The organism is Brachybacterium squillarum M-6-3, from assembly GCF_000225825.1.
GTDB lineage: Bacteria > Actinomycetota > Actinomycetes > Actinomycetales > Dermabacteraceae > Brachybacterium > Brachybacterium squillarum.
Genome location: NZ_AGBX01000001.1, coordinates 1,030,159 through 1,051,317, shown reverse-complemented (window position 1 = coordinate 1,051,317; position 21,159 = coordinate 1,030,159). Strand labels below are relative to the sequence as shown.

Here is a 21,159-nt window from a genome sequence, read left to right as displayed (position 1 = left end):
CACCCCGCCGCGAGGGCGGGACGCACCGGCGTCCGGTCTTCGGGAGCCGGAGATCAGCGTCGGCGGCGTCGGCGCAGGATGCCCACGAGGCCGCCGCGCTCCTTGAGGGAGGGCTTGCGGGCGCCGTGTCCGGCCGCCGCGGGGCCGGTCGAGGCCGCCGGGGTCGAGTCCTCCGCCGGGGCAACATCTGCCCCGCGCGCGGCGGTGTCCTCCGGGCCGACTTGCGATGCGGAGGAACTCTCCGCGCTCGGGACCGGAGAAGAGCTCATCGCCGCGGCCTCCGTGGGCACTGAAGTCTCCTCGGCGGCCTCGCTACGGTGGCGGGCACGGCGCTCTGCGGCCGCCCGGTCGGCGGCGGCCTTCTCCGCGACCTCCCGCTCCTCGCGGCGCAGGCGGCGCCGCTCCCCCGGGCCCTCGGTGATCCGATACAGCACCGGCACGATCACCAGGGTCAGCAGGGTGGAGGAGATCAGGCCGCCGATCACGACCACCGCGAGCGGCTGGGCGATGAAGCCGCCGTTGCCGGTGATGCCGAAGGCCATCGGCAGCAGCGCGAAGATCGTCGCCGCGGCGGTCATCAGGATCGGGCGCAGACGCTTGGCGGCGCCGAGGTGCAGCGCCTCGTCCAGGCCCATGCCCTGGCGGCGGTACTGGTTCACCAGATCGATCAGCACGATCGCATTGGTGACCACGATGCCCACCAGCATCAGCAGGCCGATCATCGAGGGCAGCCCCAGGGCCACCCCGGTGATGACCAGCAGGCCCAGGGCGCCGGTGGCGGCGAAGGGGATCGAGACCAGCAGCACCAGGGGCTGCACGAGGGACTTGAAGATCCACACCAGCAGGACGTACACCAGCAGGATCGCGGCCAGCATGGCGATGCCGAGCTGCCCGAAGGTCTCGTCGATGTCCGCGGAGGTGCCGCCCACGGTGGCGGAGACGCCCTCGGGCAGGTCCACCGCCTCGATCGCCTCGTTCGCCGCCGTGGTCACGGCGCCCACGTCCTCACCCTCGGGAGCGAGGGAGACGGTGACGGTCTGCAGGCCGTCCTGGGTGGTGATCGAGGGGCGGGAGAGCTCCTCGTCCACGGAGGCCACGTCGGTGAGCGACACCTCGGGGGCGAGCTCGAGGTCGCGCAGCTGCTGCAGGGTGTCGACGCTGTCGCCCTGCTCCACGACGATGTCCAGCTCGGTGTCCTCGAGGGTGATGGTGCCGATGGCGCCCGGGTAGAGCTGCTGGGCCACCAGGCCGACCACGGCCTCCTCGGTGAAGCCCCGCTCGGCGGCGGCCTCGCGGTCCACGGTCACCACGGCGGTGGGCTGGTCGCCCTCCAGGTCACTGGTGACCTCCTCGACGCCCGCAGGCAGCGGGTCCAGCTCGGCCAGCAGCAGGTCGTTGGCCTCCTGGCGGGCCTCGGCGGTGGGGCCGGTGATCTGGATGTCCACCGAGGTGGAGCCGGTGGCGGAGGTGACGTCGGCCGCCTCCACCTCCCCGGAGTCGGGGATGTCGGCCAGCACCGAGACCATCTCGTCGGTCAGGGCCTCCTGGTCCGCCTCGGTGTCGGTGGTGATGGAGTAGCTGATCTCGTTCTCGGCGCTGGAGAAGGAGAACTGGCTGCCGCCGATGGTGGTCTGCACCGTCTCGACGCCGTCGAGGTCCATCAGCGCCTCCTCACCCTCGGCGGCCTTGTCCGAGGAGTCCTCGAGCGAGGTGCCGGCGGGGAGGGTCTGGGTGATCGATGCGAGGTTCTGCCCGGTGTCGCCCAGGAAGTTGATGGTCAGCAGCGGCACCAGGAACACGGTGCCCACCAGGACCACCAGGGAGACCGCGAGGGTCGCCAGGCGGCGGGGCAGGGTGTCCAGGGTGAGGTGGAGGATCGGGGCGTAGATCCGGTGCAGGATCGAGCGCTCCTCCTTCGCCTCGGCGGCTTCGCGGGCCGCGGCGGCGCCCTCTTCGTCGTGCGCGGAGGGGGCGTCCTTGGGGCGGCGCAGGAACCAGTACGCCAGCACCGGCACGATCGTCAGGGAGACCAGCAGGGAGCTCAGCATCGCGATCGCCACGGTGAGGGCGAAGGGCCGGAACAGCTCCCCGGACATGCCCGAGACCAGCGCGATCGGGAGGAACACGACGACGGTGGCCAGGGTGGAGGCGGTGATCGCGCCGGCCACCTCGCCCACCGCGTCGAGGATGGCCCGCATCCGCGCCTTGCCGTAGGACAGGTGGCGGGTGATGTTCTCGATGACCACGATCGAGTCGTCGACCACGCGCCCGATGGAGATGGTCAGCGCGGCCAGGGTCAGCATGTTCAGCGTGTAGCCGGTGACCAGCATGCCGATGAAGGCGATCAGCAGCGAGGTGGGGATCGAGATCGCGGTGACGATGGTGGGGCGCACCCGGCGCAGGAACAGCAGGATCACGCCGATCGCCATCACCAGGCCCAGCAGGCCCTCCTCGGCGAGCGCGACGATGGACTCCTCGATGAAGGGCGCCTGGTCGAAGACGACGGCGCTCTCGGCGTCGCCGCCGACGTCGGCGAGGGTGTCCTCGAGGACTGCGTCGACGTCCTCGGAGATGTCCACGACGTTGCCGTCGGCGGTGGCGGTCACCATCAGCACCAGGGACTCGCGGCCGTCGGTGCGGGAGATGGAGGTGGCGTCCTCGGTGGTGCGCTCCACGGTGGCGACGTCGGCCAGGGTGGTGGTCTCCAGGGTCTGGCCGGCGGACTGCGCCTGCTCCTGGGCCTCCTCGGAGGGCATCAGCACCATCGTCTCGAGGTCCTCGATGCTGTCCATGGACTGGCCCACGACCACGTCGAGGCTCTTGTCCCCGTCGGTCACGGAGCCGCCGGGCACCGAGAGGCCGTTCTCGTCCAGGGCGGTGGAGATGTCGGACTCGCTGAGGCCGCGGGCGGCCAGCTCGTCCTCGTCGGGGGTGATGCGGACGATCTCCTCGGGCGCGCCGATCACGGCCACGGAGGAGACGCCGTCGATGCGCTCGAGGTCCTCGACCACGGCGGCGTCGAGGCGATCGGCCAGCTCGGAGGGCTCGAGGTCGGAGGAGACCGAGAGCACCACGGCCGGCAGATCGCTGGTGCCGCCGGAGACGACCTGCGGCTCGGCGTCCTCGGGCAGCTGGTCCTCGATCTGGTTCAGCGCGGCGTCGACCTGGTTGGAGGTGCGGGCCACGTCGGTGCCGTAGGACATCTCGAGGGTGACCATCGAGGTGCCGGCCTGCGAGGTCGAGGTGGTGGACTCGACGTTCTCGAGCCCGCTGACGGCCTGCTCGATGGGGCCGGAGATGCGCTCCTGGATCTGCTCCGAGGAGGAGCCCGGCGAGGAGGTCACCACCTGCACCTGCGGCAGCGAGACGGAGGGGATCAGCTCCTGGCGCATGGTCGTCATGGCGAAGGCGCCGATGATCGAGACCGCGATGCACACCAGCGCGATGAAGGCGCGGTTGTTCAGGCTCAGGCGAGCGAGGCGGGACATGAGGCTCCTCGGGGAGGTCAAGGTGGCGCGTGGCGCGGGGTGCCCGGACCGTCGACCAGCTGCGGAGCACACTCCTCCGGAACCCTGCCCGGGTACTCTCCCACGCCCCGATACGCCTCCGTATCCGACCTCCGTAGGAGTTTGGGGCCCGATCAGGTCACACCCGGGCACGGCGGCTGGCCTCAGCGCTGAAAACCGGCTCCCCGTGCACCACGAACGCCTCCTGAGCCTTGACGGTGCACCTGACGCCCGTTCTCAGCGGTGCGGACCCGACACGGTGGGGGCACCACCACGGGGCGGGCTGGACCAGAATGGTGGGGTGACCTCGCGCTCCCCCGACTCCCCGCCCTCCCCCGACCCGGCAGGGACGTCCCCGGGCCGGGCGCGGCAGGCAGTGGACCGGGACATCCTGCGCCTGGCCGTGCCGAGCCTCGGGGCGCTGGTGGCGGAGCCGCTGTTCGTGATGGCGGACTCGGCCTTCATCGCCCGGGTGGGCACGGTGCCGCTGGCGGGCCTGGGCCTGGCCTCGGCGATCCTCACCACGGTGGTGGGGCTGTCGGTGTTCCTGGCCTACTCGACCACCGCCGCCGTGGCCCGGGCCTTCGGGGCCGGGCGCCGCCGGGAGGCCCTGGCCCGCGGGATCGACGCCTGCTGGCTGGCGCTCGCGATCGGCCTGGCGGCCGCGCTGATCCTGCTGCTGGCGGGCCGACCGCTGCTGGTCCTCTTCGGGCCGAGCCCCGAGGTGCTCGAGCAGGCCACGATCTACCTGCGGATCAGCGCCGCCGGGATCCCCGCGATGCTGGCCGTGCAGGCCGCCACCGGCCTGGTCCGCGGCCTGCAGGATGCCCGGCTGCCGCTGGTGGTGGCCGTCGCCGGTGCGCTCGTGAACATCCCGCTGAACGCGGCGCTGATCTTCGGGGCGGGCCTCGGCATCGCCGGCAGTGCGATCGGCACCGTGATCGCGCAGTGGGGCATGGCCCTGGTGCTCCTGGTGGTCGTGGCCCGGGCCGCGCGGCGCGAACAGGTGGGGCTGCGCCCCCACCCGGGGCAGATGGCGGCGGCGGGCCGGGACGCGGTGCCGATGTTCGTGCGGACGCTCTCGCTGCGGGTGGTGCTGCTGGCCGGGACGCTGGTGGCCACGCAGCTCGGCACCGTGCAGCTCGCCGCCCACCAGATCGCCCTGACCGTGTTCACCCTGCTGTCCCTCGCCCTGGACGCCCTCGCCATCGCCGGGCAGGCCCTCACCGGCCGCCACCTCGGCGCCAGGGACGCCCCCGCCGTCCGCGCCGTGACCGGTCGGCTGATGTGGTGGGGCGTGGGCGGCGGCGTGGTGACCGGGGTGCTGCTGCTGGGCGCGAGCTACGTGGTCCCCGCCCTGTTCACCCCCGACGTCGCCGTGCAGGAGAACCTGCGCGCCGCGCTCTGGGTGCTGATGATCGCCCAGCCCGTGGCCGGCTACGTCTTCGTGCTGGACGGGGTGCTGATGGGCGCCGGCGACGCCCCCTACCTGGCCCGCGTCGGCGTGATCAATGCCCTGGTCACCCTGCCCTTCGCGGGCTTCGTGTACGTCTCGGGCTGGTCCGGGCCGTGGGGGCTGGCGGCGCTGTGGGTGGCCTGCACGCTGATCTTCCTGATCGCCCGGGCGGTGACGCTGGGCCTGCGGGTGCGGGGCGATGCCTGGATGCGGCTCGAGGACTGATCCCTCCCGATCCACAGCGGACGGGACCGATTTGTCCGTTCCGCCCCGGGCTCTCTAGTCTTCGCTGCGAGCGGCGCGTCGCACGGTTCCCCGCGGCGCGCCGCCCGTTACCTTGTGAGCACCCCGATGGACGGGGTCTGGTCGCTCGGCCGGGTATGGCTTTGTTGCCCTGCCATCAATGGTCCGGGGGGTGTTGCCGCCCGGCCGGGAGACACGCGTTGACCGCTGATAGGGACACGGCCCAGCATTGCTGAGGTCTCTTCGTAACGTGGGTGCCGGCACCGGGTGTCAAGACTGCGACCAGCAATGATGCTCCAGGGAAGGACAGCATCATGGACACACGATTCGCGGTCGTCGTCGGCCTCGACGTCGGGAAGAGCAGTCATCATGCCTGCGCGCTAGATCCCGCCGGGAACAAGCTGTTCGACAAGCCTCTCCCGCAGGACGAGTCCGAGCTCCGCGAGCTGTTCACCCAGCTGCAGAACCACGGTGAAGTACTGATGGTGGTCGATCAGCCCAACACCATCGGAGCGTTGCCGATCGCGGTCGCCCGCGACGTCGGCTGCTCCGTCGCCTACCTGCCGGGCCTGGCGATGCGGAAGGCCGCAGACCTCTATCCGGGCAGGTCAAAGACCGACGCGCGGGACGCGTTCATCATCGCTGACACGGCCCGGACCATGCCCCACACCCTCCGACAGGTCGACCGCGACAGCGACGTCCTCTCCGCTCTGAAGGTGCTCGCTGGCTTCGACGAGGACCTCGCCCACGAGACCACGCGGGCGCTGAACCGGATCCGGTCTCTGCTCACGCAGATTCATCCCGCGCTCGAGCGAGTCTTCGTCGGCGGGACCCTCTCGACCGGGCTCGTGCTGGACCTGCTGGAGAAGTTCGGAGGCCCGACCGGGTTCAAGAGTGCAGGCCGGAGCAGGGTTCTACGGTTCGCCCGGACCCATTCGCGCCGCAACCCCGAAGTACTGATCGACCAGATCTTCACCGCGCTCGCGGAGCAGACCGTGATCGTGCCAGCGACCGCGGCAGTGGAGCTCGTGATTCCCAGAGTCGCTGGTCAGGTGAAGGAGCTGAAGGAGCAGCGGGCGACCGTGGCGAGGGAGGTCGAGACCATGCTGGAGGACTTCCCTCTCGCCTCGGTCTTGATGAGCATGCCGGGGATCGGCATCAAGACCGCCGCCCAGATCCTCCTGACCATCGGCGACGCCTCCGCGTTCGAGACCCCAGGCCACCTCGCGGCCTATGCCGGAATCGCGCCGGTCACACGAAGATCCGGCACCTCGATCCGCGGAGAGTTCCCCGCACGTTCAGGCAACAAGCGGCTCAAGAACGCGCTGTTCTACTCCGCCTGGGTCGCCTCTCACTCGGACCCGATCTCCAAGGCCTACTACGATCGCAAACGCGCCGAGGGGCAAGCGCCACAACGCCGCCGTGATCTGCCTGGCCCGCCGCCGCTGCAACGTCATCTTCGCGATGCTCCGCGACGGCACCTACTACCAGCCCCCGACCACCACCCCGACCCCAGAGCCGGCCGCTCTTGCGGCTTGACTCAGAACATAGGGACACCCCCCTGCATCCCTGGCCGACCCGGAGGTCCCGCCGTGCCCCAGCCCTCCCGCGTGGTCGTCGCCGCCGCGACCTACCGTCGCCCGGAGACCTTGGCCGCCCTGCTGCCCGCCCTGCAGACGCAGGCCCGCGCCGTGATGCGCAGCGGCGACCCGGCCCCGCGGGTCGAGCTGCTGGTGGTGGACAACGACCCGGAGGCGAGCGCGCGCACCGCGGTGGAGGCCGCCGCGGCGGCCACGGCGGTGCCCCTGCGCTACGTCCACGAACCGCGGCCCGGCATCAGCCACGCCCGCAACCGGATCCTCACCGAGGCCGCCGGGGCCGATGTCCTCGTGCTCCTCGACGACGACGAACGCCCCCGTCCCGGATGGCTGACCGGCCTGCTCGCCACGGCCTCGCGGCACGAGGCCACCGCCGTGGCCGGCCCCGTGCACCCGGTCTTCCTGGGCGGCGAGGACCCCTGGATCGCCGCCGGGGGCGTCTCCCGTCGCGAGGAGCGTCCCGGCCTGCCCACCGGCTACCCGTTGTCCCGCGCGGCCACCAACAACCTGCTGCTCGACCTCGCGTTCGTGCAGGCGCACGGGCTGCGGTTCGACCCCGCCCTCGGCCTGTCCGGCGGGGAGGACTCGCTGCTGACGGGGCAGCTCACCGCCGCGGGCGGCCGCATCCTCTGGTGCGCCGAGGCGGGCGTCGAGGAGACCATCCCGCCGGAGCGCAACACCCGCGCCTTCCACCTCGCCCGACGGCGGGCGCAGTCGGCCACGCACGTGCTGGTGGACCGGCTGCTCGCGCCGGACCTCGTCGCCCGGTGGGGGCAGCAGGCCCGGTGGGTCCTCATCGGCCTGCGACAGCTGGCGGCCGGGACCCTGCAGACCCTGCTGGGACGGGTCCGCGGGTCCCTGCCCCTGCGGGCGCGCGGCGAGATCCGGCAGGCCAGCGGCCTCGGGGTGCTGGCCGGTTGCCTCGGCTTCGTCGCCGCGCCCTACGCCCGCTCCGGTCCGCGGTGGCAGCGCGCGCCGCGCCGGGCGACCCGGGGAGCCTGACCCCGGGACGACGCCACCGCTCACGCCGCGCAGGTCACGTCGCGCACCTCAGTCCGGGCGGGCGTACTCCTGCACCCGCTGACCAAGCGCGCCGGAGACCATGCCGCGTCCCCGGGCGGCGGCCCGGGCGCCGCGTGCCTCGTGGACCAGGTTCCCGGTCGCCCGGCCCAGCAGTTCCCGCCCGCGCCCGGCGAGGAGCCGCGCCGCGCCGCCCAGCACGTAGCGGGCCCGCACCCGCAGGCGCCCAGCCCCGCCGGAGGCCAGGTGCAGGGCCGTGTCGACGGTGGAGTTCGCGGTGCTGACCGCGCGACGCAGGGCCCAGTCGCGGGTCAGGCGCTCGGGCACCACCTCGTCCTCGGTGACGGACTCCCCGCACCAGACGAGGGTCTCCCCCGCGGCGGCCAGGCGCCGCGTGAACAGGGTGTCCTCCCCGCCGGAGAGCCCGCGCGCGGGGTCGAAGCCGATCCCGGCGGCCCGCACCCGGCGCAGGTCCAGCAGCAGGTTCCCGGTGGCGGCGGCGTCGAGCCGGGCGCCGGTGGGGCGCTCGGGGCGGCGGAAGGTGCCGGAGGCGACGATCCACGGGTCGAGCCCCTCGGGCAGCAGGGAGACGACGCGGCCGGCGACGGCGGCGGGCCGGTGGGCGCGCCACACCTCCAGCAGCGCGGTCAGCCAGCGCGCGCGGGGAACCTCGTCGTCGTCGATGAAGACCAGCAGGTCGCTCTGGCCGCTCTCACGCAGGGCGCGCTCCCGCACGGCGGCGATGCCGGGTGTCGCCTCGACCACGTGGCGCAGCGGCACGGGACCCTCGGCCGCGGCGACGACGGCGGAGGCGGAGCCCTCGGGGTCGTTGTCGACCACCAGCACGTCGACCGTGAGCTCGGGCTCGGTCGCCGCCAGCTCCTGAACCCGCTCGGGGATGGCGGCGAGCAGCCGGGCGAGCTGCGCGGGCCGCCGGAAGGTGGGCACGGCGATGCGCAGGCTCAGGCCCGTCCCGCGCCGCTCCCCCGGCGCCCCGTCCGGGGCAGGGTCCGCCCCGAGGTCCTCGGAGAGCCCGCCGCGTCGCTCGGCCGGACCGGGGCCGGGCCGCCGACCCAGCAGGGTCAGCCCCTCCAGCAGGCCCCGACCCGCGCCCAGCACACCGCGGGGGTCGGTGAACAGCTGCTTGCGCCCGCCGCGCAGCCAGATCATCCAGGACTCGCGCGGGGTCGCGGCCACCCAGCGCCACCAGGCGAGTCCGCGGCGGTGACGGCGCCCGAACAGCAGCCGGTTGCGGATCGACCAGCGGTAGTACAGCGGCGACTTCGCCAGCGAGTGACGACGCCCGTGGGTGCCGCCCTCGTCGTGGACGACCCGCAGGTCCGGGCGCAGGGCGAGTCGCAGGCCCCGGGCCGCGGCCCGCCGGGAGACGTCCACGTCCTCCCAGTACAGGAAGTAGTCCTCGCTCATCCCGCCGAGCCGCTCGGCGGCGTGGTCGCTGAGGGCAAGGCAGGCGCCGCTGAGCCAGTTGCCCCACTCGGGGTCGGTGTCCCCCTCGGTCCACACCGAGCGCATCCGGCCGGTGCGGTGGTTGACCGAGGTGCCGCGGTAGTGACGGTGCCCCGCGGAGGTGTCCATGAAGGGCGAGACCAGCACCTCGGGGTCCGCGGTGACCTGGCGGGCCAGCTCCTGCAGCACGGGCAGCGGGGCGACAGCATCCGGGTTCAGCAGGATCAGGGCACGGTGGCCGCGGCGGATGGCGGCCTCAAGCCCGCGGTTCACCCCGGCCCCGAAGCCCTCGTTCGCCGCGGGGACCAGCAGCCACCCGCGCTCCGCCGCGAGCTCGCGGACCCGCTCGCGATGGTCGGCGCGGGAGAAGTTGTCGACCACGACCACGAGGGCGGAGGGGTCCGCGTCCAGGGCGGGGTCGAGGGTGCGGGCGATCAGGGCGGGGTCGCCGTAGCTCACCACGACCACCGCGAGGGGAATCCGCTCCTCCTCTCCCTCCACGGCGGAGACCGCTGGCTCGGGGCCGCCGCTCGGCCAGGTACTGCTGAGGGCGAGGACGTTGCCGGAGGACTCGGGCACGGAACGGCTCCAGGAGGGGACGGGAGGGGGACCGTCGCGATCACGCGACGGCTAGGACACGAACCGATCACAACGCCTCGAACAGGTCACACGAAAACCAAGAACGATCCCGGCGCGGGGTATGTTTCAGGCGATATCGGATGATCCGGACCATACCGGACGACTCCGACGGACGGGGATCCCGACCGTCCTCCCCCACCCCTACCCCCCGCACGATCAGGAAGTACGCATGGTCGCCGAGGCCTATCACCGGCTCAGCCGCGCACAGAAGGGCCACGCCCGCGGTGCGCCCGCCTACTCCGTCTACGTCAACCGTCGGCTGGGCCGCGTACTCGCCGCCGTCGCCTACCGGATCGGCCTCACCCCGAACCAGGTCTCCCTGGTCTCCGCCACGCATTCGGCCGTTGCCATCGTCCTGATCGCCGCGGCGCCCCGCACCGTGGTGATGGGCATCGTGATCGCCCTGCTGCTGGCGCTCGGCTACGCCTGGGACTCGGCCGACGGTCAGGTGGCGCGGCTGCGCGGCGGCGGCAGCCCCCAGGGCGAGTGGCTGGACCACTTCATCGACACCCTGAAGATCTCCTCCCTGCACCTCGCCGTGCTCATCGGCATGTTCCGGACCGTCCCGGACGGGCAGACCTGGACGTTGCTGGTGCCGATCTTCTTCTCGATCAGCGCGAGCACCTTCTTCTCCGCGATGCTGCTGAACGACCTGCTCAAGGGCAAGCACGGCACCGCCTCCACCCATGAGCGCGGCGGGGGCACCCTCGGGCGCTCCCTGCTGCTGGCGCCCACCGACTTCGGCCTGGTGTGCCTCGTCTTCCTGCTGTGGGGACTGCCCGTGCCCTTCCTGCTCGGCTACGGTCTGCTCACCGCGGCGAGCGTCGGCTTCCTCCTCCTCGCGGCCGCCAAGTGGTTCCGCGAGATGGGTGCCCTGCCCAGCACCTGACCCCGGCCGCCCCCGGCCGCCCCGTTCCCGCCCTGCCGCGTCTGGAGACCGAGATGCTCGACTCCCCCCGCTCCCTCCTTCGACCACGGCGCGCGCTGCGCGTGCTCGCCACCACCACCCTCGCCGCCGGCCTCGCGATCGGCGCCTCCGCCTGCTCCGAGCAGGAGCCCGCCGCCGACCCGGGCACCGCCTCCGATACCGGGGGCAGCACCGCCGGCGGCGGCGCCTCCGACGGCGGAGGATCGACCAGGAGCCCCGAGGACTGGAGCTCCGAGGCCCCCGAGACCCGGGCAGCCGGGGACGACCCGACCCCCGAGGAGCCCACCAGCACCTGGGAGGCCCCCGCCGACCCCGAGGAGGTCGGCCCCACCGCCGCCCCCGAGGTGCACGAGACCGAGGCCGGCATCGACGAGACCGCCGAGGTCGGGGACGGCCTCGTCGTCTCCCTCGGCGAGATCGGCGCCACCGAGGTGGAGGCCGCCACCCCCGGCGAGGTCGACGGCCCCGCGCTCGTCGTCGAGGTGGAGATCAGCAACGACGGCGAGGAGGCCCAGGACCTGGGCTCGACCACCGTCTCCGTGGAGACGGCCGACGGGGAACTGGCCGTCCCCACCTTCTCCGAGCCCTTCGCCCCCTTCGAGGGGGAGCTCGCCGCCGGCGAGAGCACCAGCGCCCTGTACGTCTTCCTGCTGGAGGACCCGACGGACCGTGAGGTCACCGTGACCGTGCAGCCCACCCCCGGCGACACCGCCTCCGTCTTCACGGGGACCACCCCGTGACCGCCGCGACCCGTACCGGCGGTCTCCGGTCCCTGACCGCGCTCGCCCTGATGGCGGCGCTGGTGGCGAGCACGCTCGTGCTCACGCCCGGCCTCACCCCCCGCGCCGAGGCGGCCGTCCCCCCGGTGCTGCAGCGCACCGAGGACGTCGTCACCGCCGACGCCCTGCCCACCGTGCAGATCGACGAGGGCTACGTCTGGGCCCAGACCATGAACGGCGACACCGTCTACGCCGTCGGCGACTTCGACAACGCCCGCGCCCCGCTCGCGGCGCCCGGCACGCAGCTCACCCCGCGGAGCAACGCCCTGGCCTTCGACATCACCACGGGCGAGCTCGATCCGGACTGGGCGCCCGAGGTCAACGGCCCCGTCAAGGCCGTCGCCGCCTCCCCCGACGGCAGCCGCATCTACATCGGCGGCTCCTTCTCCCGCGTCAACGGCGAGTCCCGCTGGAACATCGCGGTGCTCGACGCGCGGACCGGCGAACTGGTGGACGGCGTGCGCCCCGCCATCGGCGGCACCGGCGTCTACTCCCTCACCGTCACCGAGGACACCGTCTACGCCGGCGGCCTGTTCACCCAGGCCAACGGCACCGCCCGCCGCAACGTCGCCGCCTTCGCCACCCGCGACGGCGCCCTGCGCGCCTGGGCCCCCGAGCCCGACCACCAGGTCGACGCGATGGTCGCCGATCCCGCCGGGCAGGACATCATCCTCGGCGGCCGCTTCATGGCAGTGAACGGGGACGACGAGAAGCAGGGCCTGGCGGCGGTGGACCGCACCAGCGGCGCCCTGGACCAGGACTGGGAGCTCTCCGACGTCATCAAGAACGGCATCTACGTGGGCAACCGCACCCACGCCGGGATCTCCTCGCTGAGCACCGACGGGGACGCCGTCTACGGCACCGGCTGGACCTGGAGCACTCGGCAGCGCAACCTCGAGGGCACCTTCGCCGCCGAGGCCGGCAACGGCGAGCTGCGCTGGATGGCCGACTGCCACGGCGACCACTACGACGTGTTCTCCACCGGGGAGACGGTCTACGCGGCCGGCCACACCCACGGCTGCTCCACGATGGGCCTGCACGCCGACCAGTCCCCCGCCCGGGCCCGCCACGTCGAGGCCTACACGACCGATGCCCGCGGCACCCTCGGCACCAATCCGGACCGCAACTACACCAGCTGGACTGGCACCCCCGCACCCTCCGCCTATGCCTGGGAGCCGCACTTCTACAACGGCACCACCTCGGGCCTCGACCAGGCGGTGCTCTCGATCACCGGCACCCAGGACATCATCTCGGTGGCCGGGGAGTTCCCCGGCGTCAACGGCGGCCGCTACCAGGGCATCGTCCGCTTCTCCACCGATCCGGCGGGCGGTCCGCGGATGGGCCCGGAGCTGGCCGGCGAGGACTGGCAGCCCGAGGCCCTGAGCTCCGGACCGGGCACCGCCCGGGTCGGCATCGGCGGCAACTGGGACCGCGACGACCTCACCCTCACCTACGAGCTGTGGCGCGAGGGCGCCTCCGAGCCCGCGGACTCGACGACGGCGGACTCCACCTGGTGGAACCCCGCGGAGATCGAGCTCGAGGACCCCGCCGCGGAGCCCGGCGAAGCCACCTACACGGTGGTGGCCCGCGACGCCGACGGCAACGAGGTCTCCAGCGCCCCCGTCACGATCGACGTCGTCGACGGCAGCGTCTCGGACTACTCGGAGGCCGTGCTCGCGGACTCCCCGATCCTCTACTACCCGCTCGGGGACACCACCGATCCCCTCGTCGGCGACGAGGAGCTGCTGACCGGCAGCGGGGTCGGCGCGGACACGGACGGCATCGCGAACTCGGACACCGGCTCCTCCACCCTGAACGGCGGCTCCCGCGCCTACCTGGCGCCGGACGGCTCCTCCGCGACCGCCCCGGAGGAGTTCACCACCGAGGTCTGGATGCGCAGCGATTCGCGCGACGGCGGCCGGATCTCCGGCTTCAGCAACCGCCAGACCTGGAGCTCCTCCCGTCACGACCGCCTCGTCTACATGACCGATGAGGGCCGCCTGGTGTTCGGCGTCTACCCCTCCGGGCCGGACACCGTCACCAGCGAGGAGTCCTTCAATGACGGCGAGTGGCATCACGTCGTCGCCTCCCAGGGCGCCGACGGCATGACGCTTACCGTCGACGGGGAGGTCGTCGCCTCCGATCCGGACGTCACCGAGGCCAGCGGGCATCGCGGCTACTGGCGCTTCGGCGGCGACTACCTCGGCCCGCGGTGGCCCGACCGTCCCTCGGACACCTCCCTCGACGGGGAGCTGGACGAGGCGGCCGTCTACGACCGCGTCCTGACGCCCGCGGAGATCACCGCCCACTACGAGATCGGCCGCGGTTGACGCTGCCGCCCCACCCCAGGAGGTTCTTGTGCACGACTCCCCGCGTGACCACGAGACCCGCGACCCCGTCCCGCCGAGGCCGCAGGCCCTGCGCTCCGCCCTGGCCCTCACCCTGCTCGGGGCCCTGGTGCTCGCCACCTCGGTGCTCGGCCCCGGCGTCTCGCCGCCGGCGGGTGCCGACGAGGGTGTGCCGCCGTTGCTGCAGCGGGACGAGAACGTGGTGACGGCGGATGCCCTGCCCACCGTGCAGATCGACGAGGGCTACGTCTGGGCGCAGACGATGATCGGCGACACCGTCTACGCCGTCGGCGGCTTCGACAACGCCCGCGCGCCGCGCGCGGATCCCGGCACCTGGCTCACGCCCCGCACGAACGCCCTGGCCTACGACATCACCACGGGGGACCTCGACCAGAACTTCGCCCCCGAGGTCAACGGTCCGGTCAAGGCGGTCGCCGCCTCCCCCGACGGCAGCCGGATCTACATCGGCGGATCCTTCAACCGGGTCAACGGGGAGTCGCGCTGGGGGATCGCCGCCCTGGACCCGGTGACGGGCGAGGTGCTCGACGACTTCCGCCCCGCGATCGGCGGCACCGGGGTGTACTCCCTGGTGGCCGACGGGGACACCGTCTACGCCGGGGGTCTGTTCACCCAGGCCAACGGGGCGGCACGGCGCAATGCCGCAGCCTTCGCGGAGCAGGACGGGGCCCTGCGCGCCTGGGCCCCCGAGCCCGATCGACAGATCGACGCGATGGTCGCGGACCCCGCGGGGGAAGACATCGTCCTCGGCGGCCGCTTCACCGCGGTGAACGGCGACGGCAGCCTGAAGGGCATCGGGGCCGTGCACCGCACCACCGGTGAGGTCGACACCGACTGGGTGCTCCCCGAGACCGTGGAGAGCGGCGCCCTGGCGACAGCGCGCGGTCAGGCCGGCATCTTCGCCCTCGCAGCCGACGAGGGGGCCGTCTACGGCACCGGCTGGGCCTTCTGGGATCAGGAGCGGAAGCTCGAGGGCACCTTCGCCGCCGAGGCCGGCACCGGTGAGCTGCGCTGGGTGGCGGACTGCCACGGGGACCATTACGGCGTGTTCTCGAGCGGCGAGACCGTCTACACCACCGGCCACACCCACTCCTGCGAGACCGTGGGCCTCGCCCCCGAGCAGGACCCCCGCGAGAACCGCTACGTCGAGGCCTTCACGACGGAGGCCCGCGGTGTGGTCGCCGAGAGCGATGTCTCGGGCTACAAGAACTGGGGCGGCAGCCCCGCGCCCTCCCCCTATGTCTGGTACCCGGACTTCCTCGTCGGCACCGCCACCGGTCTCGGCCAGGCCGGCCTGACCATCACCGGCAACGACGAGTACATCGCGGTGGCCGGCGAGTTCGTCGGCGTCAACGACGGCAACTACCAGGGCATCGTGCGTTTCGCGACCGACCCCGAGGGCGGTGCCGCCGACGGGCCCCGCATCGGCGGCGAGGACTGGCAGCCGGTCGCCAATCCCGGCATCCCGGGGCGGACACGGCTCACGATCCCCGGCACCTGGGACCGGGACGACCTCACCCTCACCTACGAGCTGTGGCGCGAGGACCTGGACGACCCCGTGGACACCGTCGTCGCGGACTCCACCTGGTGGGAGCAGCCCGAGATCGGCCTCGAGGACACCACTGCCGAGCCCGGCACCACGCACACCTACACCGTGCGGGCCCGTGACGGGGACGGCAACGAAGTCAGCAGCGCCGGGATCGACCTGCAGGCCGAGGAGGGCGAGACCCCCTCCTACACCGCCGCCGTCCTGGAGGACGATCCGCTGCTCTACTACCCGCTCGGGGACACCGAGGCCGCCTGGGCCGGCACCGACCCCGCCCTGTTCGGGGCCGGGGTCGCACCCGGCCAGGACGGCATCTCGAACTCGGCCACCGGCCCCTCGGGCCTGGACGGCGGGAGCGACGCGACCATCGGGGAGAACGGCGCGACGGGCCCGGCGCCCGAGGAGTGGAGCGCCGAGGTGTGGGTCCGCACCGAGACCACCACCGGGGGGAAGCTGCTCGGCTTCGGCGACCGCAGCTCCGGCACCTCCCTCACCTACGACCGACAGGTGTACATGACAGACGCCGGCACGCTCCGGTTCGGCACCTACCCGAACGGCACCACCCATACCATCGGCACCGAGGAGTCCTTCAACGACGGACAGTGGCACCACGTCGTCGCCTCCCAGGGCGCCGACGGGATGACCCTCACCGTCGACGGGCAGGTCCTCGCCACCGACCCGGACGTCACCGGGGCCGACGACCGCGAGGGCTCCTGGCGATTCGGCGGCGACTCGGTGAACGGCTGGCCCGACCGGCCCAGCACCGACTTCCTGACCGGGGACCTTGACGAGGCCGCCGTGTACGACCGGGTGCTTCCCCGGGACCGCATCGCCGAGCACTACCGCCTCGGCCGCGTCTGGGAGGCCCCCACCGCGGCCTTCACCGAGCAGGCCTCCGGACTCGCCGTGCAGCTGGACGCCTCCTCGTCCACGGCCGATGAGGGCGCCGAGATCGTCTCCTGGGACTGGGACCTCGGCGACGGCACCACCGCCGAGGGCGAGACCGTCGAGCACACCTACGGTGCTGCCGGCACCTACCCCGTCACCCTCACCGTCACCGACGACCAGGGCGGCAGCCACAGCGTCACCGAGCAGGTCACCGTCGAGCACGCGGCCCCGGCAGCGGCCTTCGAGGCCACCGCCACCGGCCGGGAGCTCGCCGTCGACGCCTCGGGCACGGAGCTGTTCGACGACGCCGAGGCGGAGTACGTCTGGGACTTCGGGGACGGCTCCACCGGCGAGGGCGTCACCGCCGAGCACACCTATGCCGAGGACGGCACCTACACCGTCACCCTCACCGTCACCGACTCCTACGGGGCCACCTCGGAGGCCACCACCGAGGTGGAGGTGAGCCGCGGCGAGGTGGTCGTCTCCGACTCCTTCGAGCGGGAGGCCACCGGCTCCTGGGGCACCGCGGACACCGGCGGGGACTGGACCCTGGCGGGCGGCACCCCGATTGCCGCCTCCGTGTCCGGCGGCGCCGGCGTGCTGACCCTGCCACCGGGCAGCGGCCGCACCATGACCCTGCCCTCCGTGCAGGCCAGGGACACCGCGAGCGAGGTCTCCTACACCCTCTCCCCCGGCCCCGACGCCGGCTCGCTGTACGCCGGGACGGTGGCCCGCTCCACCGCGGAGGGCAACTACCGCGCCCTGGTGTGGCACCGGGCGGACGGCTCCATGTGGCTGCTGATCCAGCGCGACGGCACCGTGCTGTCCAGCCAGCCGCTGCCGGACACCTGGCAGGACGGCGACACCATCCACCTGGACAGCGAGGTCACCGGTGACGGGGAGACCACGCTGCGGGCGAAGGCCTGGGTCGAGGGCCAGGAGGAGCCCGAGGACTGGCAGCTGGAGCACACCGTGGACGCCTCCGAGGCGCTCACCGGGGAGGGCGCCCCCGGCGTCTACGCCTACCGTTCCCGCAGCGGCAGCGACGCGGCCGTCGTCACCGTCGAGGAGTTCGAGGTGCAGGAGCTCGCCTCGCAGGCCGCCGAGGCGACTCCCGAGGAGGACGCCGACGGAGCGGACGGCACGGATGGTTCGGACGGGGGTGAGGGATGAGCGCGATGATCCCCCTGCTGGCGCTGCTGCTGGTGCTCGCCGCGACCGCCGTGGTCGCGTCGATCCTGGCGCGCTCCCTGCCACGGGTGACCGTGGTCGGCTGGACGCTGGTGCTGTTCTTCGTGCCCGTGTGGGTGAGTGTCTCCGCGGGCATCCAGTGGACGGGCATCGCCCTGGCCACGGTGCTGCTGGTGATCGGCCTGGCCACGCCGGTCCCGCTGCGGCCCGCGGACGGCTGGATGGCGGCCTTCGTGCTGCTGATCCTGGGCCTGCAGGCGGTGGGCGCGGTGGACTACGCGGCGCTGGTCGGCGCGGGCTCGATCTGGGTGCTGTCCTACCTCGGCGGCCGTGTCGCCCCGGGCCGGGTCGAACCGTTGCTCATCGTGCGGACGATCGCCGTGATCGCCGTCGTCGCCGCCGCCCTCGCCCTGCTCGAGGTGGCCACGGGCACCAACCCCTTCGTGCGCATCCCCGGCGCGGAGCCGCTGCGCTCCACCTGGACGGAGATCCAGACCCGCGGCGGGCTGCCCCGGGCGGAGGGCGCCCTCGGCCACTCGATCGCGCTGGGCACCTGCCTGGCGATGTCCTCGGCCTTCGTGATCGGTGCCCGCTGGCGGCTGCTGCCCACGATCCTCGGTGTCGGACTGGTGTCGATGGCGACCGTGGTCACCTTCAGTCGGGCCGGTCTGATCACCCTGGTGCTCACCCTGGCGCTGGCGACGCTGCTGCAGCCGGATCTCGCCCGCCGCACGCGGGTGACCATCGCCGTCCTGGGCACCGTGTGCCTGGCGGCCGTGGTGCCGCTGGTCTGGATGGTGCTGGGGGCCGCCGGCTCCGAGGCCTCCGGCAGCGCCGGCTACCGGGCGGACCTGTGGACCCTGCTGCGGCAGGTCTCCTGGTTCGGGAATCCCGGCGACTGGACCACCACCGTCACCGAAGACGGCCACTACCTGGGCACCTTCGCCGCCTCGGTCGACAACGCGGTGCTGCTGATGCTGCTGCGCTACGGCATGGTGCCGACGGCGCTGCTGCTGGCGGTGCTGCTCTGCGCGATCTGGGCGCTGCGGAACCGCCTCACCCGCTCCCCCGCCGCGATCGCCGTGGCGGGGCAGGTGCCCGCCCTGTTCGTCGTCGACCTCATCACCCAGTACGGGGTGCTGCTGTGGTTCTGCGTCGGCCTCACGGTGGCCTGGGCCGCCCCGGGCCCCGACGGCCTGCCCGCCCTGCACGACCGTCCACCCGGCCCCCGGCTCCGCGCCGGCGACGAACCGCCCGAGCACCCCGACCCGACCGACGACCCTGATCCGACCGACCCCCACGATCCCGTGACCACCACCACTGACGAGCTGGAGATCCCCGCATGACCACCGAGCAGACCCTCATCGCCCGCACCCTGATCCCGGCGGTGCGTCGCCTCTGGTGGGTGATCGCCGTGGCCACCGTCATCGGCGGGATCGCGAGCGCGGGCTGGTCCTCGATGCAGACCCCGCAGTACGAGTCCACCGCCGCCGTACACTTCACCGCCGACGACGGCGCCTCGGCGACCGCGCTCTCCCAGGGCTCCACCTACACGCTCGCCCAGATGCTCACCTACGCGCAGCTCGCGGAGGGCTCCACGGTGCTGACCCCGGTGGTGGAAGAGTTGGGTCTGGAGGGCGACGCCGCCGACCTCGCCGAGCAGATCGAGGTGACGATCCCCCAGGACACCGCGATCCTCGAGGTCACGGCGACGACCACGGACGGGGAGCGTTCCGCCGAGATCGCCACCGCCGTCTCCGAGCAGCTCATCGAGCAGGTTCAGGCCGTCACCCCCGAGACCCCGGAGGGCGACACCACCGTCTCCGCCGAGGTGATCGACGAGGCCGTGGCCCCCACCGTGCAGTCGGCCCCGAACACCCCGCGCCAGGCCGTCATCGGCATGGCTGGCGGCGCCGTGGTGGGACTGGCGATCGTGCTGGTCATCGGCCTGATCCGGGACCCCGGCAGCGGCGCGGCCAACGGTCGGCGCGCCGAGCGCTGAGCCACGGCCCCGCCGACCCGAGCGGGTCAGGCGGGGTCGCTCCGGCGGGAGCGCCGGTCGCGCACCAGCCGGGCCACGTCGCGCAGGTCGCGGACGTCGCGGCGGAAGGCGGGCAGCAGGCACAGGGCCGCGGCGACCAGCAGCATCATGAGGCCCACCAGGGCGATCTCGAGGACAGCGGGGAGCGCGGGCAGCGCGAGCGACAGCCCGAACCCCGTGCCCCCGGCCAGCACCGCCACCGCGATGATCCGCAGCGCCCCGGCGTACAGGCCGCGGGTGGGCACTGTCGTCACCCGGGACAGCCAGGCCAGGGAGATCGGCCAGGCGATCCAGGGGGCGATCGCGAGGCCCGCGGCGACGCCCACCACGCCGAAGGAGGCGCCGATCGCCACGCAGAGCACGCGGACCGCCCCGGTCAGCAGCGAGTAGCGGAACAGGGAGCGGCTGAGGCCGCGCACCACGTACACCCAGTAGCCCACGTAGGCGAGGTTGCGGGCGATACCGGCCAGGGCGAACAGCTGCAGCAGCGGGACCGCCGCGAGCCACTTCTCCCCCAGCATCAGCGCGACGATGTTCTCCGCCTCGACGGCCACCAGGGCCAGCACCAGCGAGATCGGATAGCCCAGCGCAAGCTGCCCGCGCAGCAGGTAGGCGCCGAAGCGGGCCTGCTCGTCCTGGATCTTCGAGAGCACCGGCACCGCCACCGAGGTGACGGGCGCCTGCACCTGCGCGAGCGGGGTGATCACCAGCTGGTAGGCCCGGTTGTACAGGCCTAGGTCGGTGGCACCGTGGACGACGCCGACGATGGCCGTGTCCACGTTGTTGGTGCCGTAGTTGACCAGCTGCGAGCCGACCAGGCCGGTGCCGAAGCGGAGGAAGGAGCGTACGGAGACGTCGCGCCGGGGTCGACCGGGCCGCCAGCTCCCCACCAGGGCGGCGCCCACCAGCACCACCAGCGCCTGGGTGATCTGCTGGGCCACCAGCGCCCAGTACCCCCAGCCCAGCAGCGCCCCGCCGACCGCGACGGCGAGCGCCAGCGCCGGGGCACACACGTCCACCGTGGCGAGCTGGCGGAACCGCAGCGAGCGCATCAGGTGCGCCCGGAACTGCGTGGCCAGGCCGTTGAGCAGGAACACCAGCGACATCGCCTGGGCGATGCCCTGCACTTCCTCGCGCCCGACGGCATCCGCGACCAGGGGGGAGATCGCGATGAGGATCAGGCCCAGCAGCGCCCCGATCCCGGAGTTGATCCAGAACAGGTTGGAGCTCTCGCCGTGGCTGAGGGTCTTCGCGCGGACCGCCGCGGAGGACAGCCCGAAGTCGCGGAAGATCTCCCCCACCCCGATGATCACGGTGACCACGGCCAGCAGCCCGTAGTCCTCCGGGTCGAGCAGGCGGGCCAGCACCACGATGCCGAGGAACTGCAGCAGGATGCGGCCGCCCTGGCCGCCGAGGGTCATCAGGGCGCCGCGGGCGGCGGTCGAGCCGAGGCTAGCGGCCACGCCGGCACCCCCGCGGGTGGGACGGACG

The 21,159-nt window shown here is 73.0% G+C and carries 11 protein-coding genes and 1 pseudogene; 9 read left to right on the top strand and 3 right to left on the bottom strand.

The features are described 5' to 3' along the window. Window positions 1-53 precede the first annotated feature (53 nt). A complete protein-coding gene (locus tag OM98_RS04630; RefSeq protein WP_010533417.1) occupies window positions 54-3,488 on the bottom strand; it encodes an efflux RND transporter permease subunit in 3,435 nt (1,144 codons plus the stop codon). Window positions 3,489-3,882: 394 nt separating this feature from the next. Between OM98_RS04630 and OM98_RS04625 the strand changes: the two genes are divergently transcribed. From OM98_RS04625 to OM98_RS04615, 3 genes and pseudogenes are all read left to right on the top strand, one after another. Continuing rightward, window positions 3,883-5,187 carry an MATE family efflux transporter gene (locus OM98_RS04625; protein WP_010533416.1) on the top strand — a complete coding sequence of 435 codons (1,305 nt, stop codon included), beginning with the start codon at window positions 3,883-3,885 and terminating at the stop codon, window positions 5,185-5,187. Between the two features lie 332 nt (window positions 5,188-5,519). Continuing rightward, window positions 5,520-6,744, top strand: a pseudogene (locus tag OM98_RS14470) (IS110 family RNA-guided transposase). 53 nt (window positions 6,745-6,797) lie between these two features. Next, window positions 6,798-7,805, top strand: coding sequence for a glycosyltransferase family 2 protein (locus tag OM98_RS04615; protein ID WP_029362688.1), 1,008 nt, complete (start codon window positions 6,798-6,800; stop codon window positions 7,803-7,805). 48 nt (window positions 7,806-7,853) lie between these two features. Here OM98_RS04615 and OM98_RS15050 read toward each other — a convergent pair whose 3' ends face one another. Continuing rightward, the gene (locus OM98_RS15050) at window positions 7,854-9,869 is read right to left on the bottom strand and encodes a glycosyltransferase family 2 protein (protein WP_010533414.1); all 2,016 of its coding nucleotides are present in this window, start codon (window positions 9,867-9,869) and stop codon (window positions 7,854-7,856) included. 229 nt (window positions 9,870-10,098) lie between these two features. On the opposite strand from OM98_RS15050, the gene OM98_RS04605 reads away from it, so the two are divergent. Genes OM98_RS04605 through OM98_RS14465 form a run of 6 tightly spaced genes read left to right on the top strand, consistent with a single transcriptional unit; the run spans window position 10,099 to window position 19,629 of the window. Next, a complete protein-coding gene (locus tag OM98_RS04605; protein WP_010533413.1) occupies window positions 10,099-10,818 on the top strand; it encodes a CDP-alcohol phosphatidyltransferase family protein in 720 nt (239 codons plus the stop codon). A gap of 53 nt (window positions 10,819-10,871) precedes the next feature. Further along, on the top strand, window positions 10,872-11,597 hold the full coding sequence (locus OM98_RS14730) for a hypothetical protein (RefSeq protein WP_010533412.1): 726 nt from the start codon (window positions 10,872-10,874) through the stop codon (window positions 11,595-11,597). Continuing rightward, window positions 11,594-13,966 (top strand): LamG domain-containing protein, encoded by a 2,373-nt coding sequence (locus OM98_RS04595; protein WP_010533411.1) that lies wholly within the window; start codon window positions 11,594-11,596, stop codon window positions 13,964-13,966. Before OM98_RS14730 ends, OM98_RS04595 begins: the two co-directional genes overlap by 4 nt. A gap of 28 nt (window positions 13,967-13,994) precedes the next feature. Next, window positions 13,995-17,609, top strand: coding sequence for a PKD domain-containing protein (locus OM98_RS15045; protein ID WP_010533410.1), 3,615 nt, complete (start codon window positions 13,995-13,997; stop codon window positions 17,607-17,609). After that, entirely contained in the window at window positions 17,606-18,973 is a 1,368-nt protein-coding gene (locus OM98_RS04585) for a hypothetical protein (RefSeq protein WP_139017570.1), read from the top strand. The genes OM98_RS15045 and OM98_RS04585 overlap by 4 nt, the downstream gene beginning before the upstream one ends. Continuing rightward, a complete protein-coding gene (locus OM98_RS14465) occupies window positions 18,970-19,629 on the top strand; it encodes a YveK family protein (RefSeq protein ID WP_010533408.1) in 660 nt (219 codons plus the stop codon). The genes OM98_RS04585 and OM98_RS14465 overlap by 4 nt, the downstream gene beginning before the upstream one ends. A 26-nt stretch (window positions 19,630-19,655) precedes the next feature. On the opposite strand, the gene OM98_RS04575 is transcribed toward OM98_RS14465, so the two are convergent. After that, window positions 19,656-21,131 (bottom strand): lipopolysaccharide biosynthesis protein, encoded by a 1,476-nt coding sequence (locus OM98_RS04575; RefSeq protein ID WP_010533407.1) that lies wholly within the window; start codon window positions 21,129-21,131, stop codon window positions 19,656-19,658. Window positions 21,132-21,159: the final 28 nt, after the last annotated feature.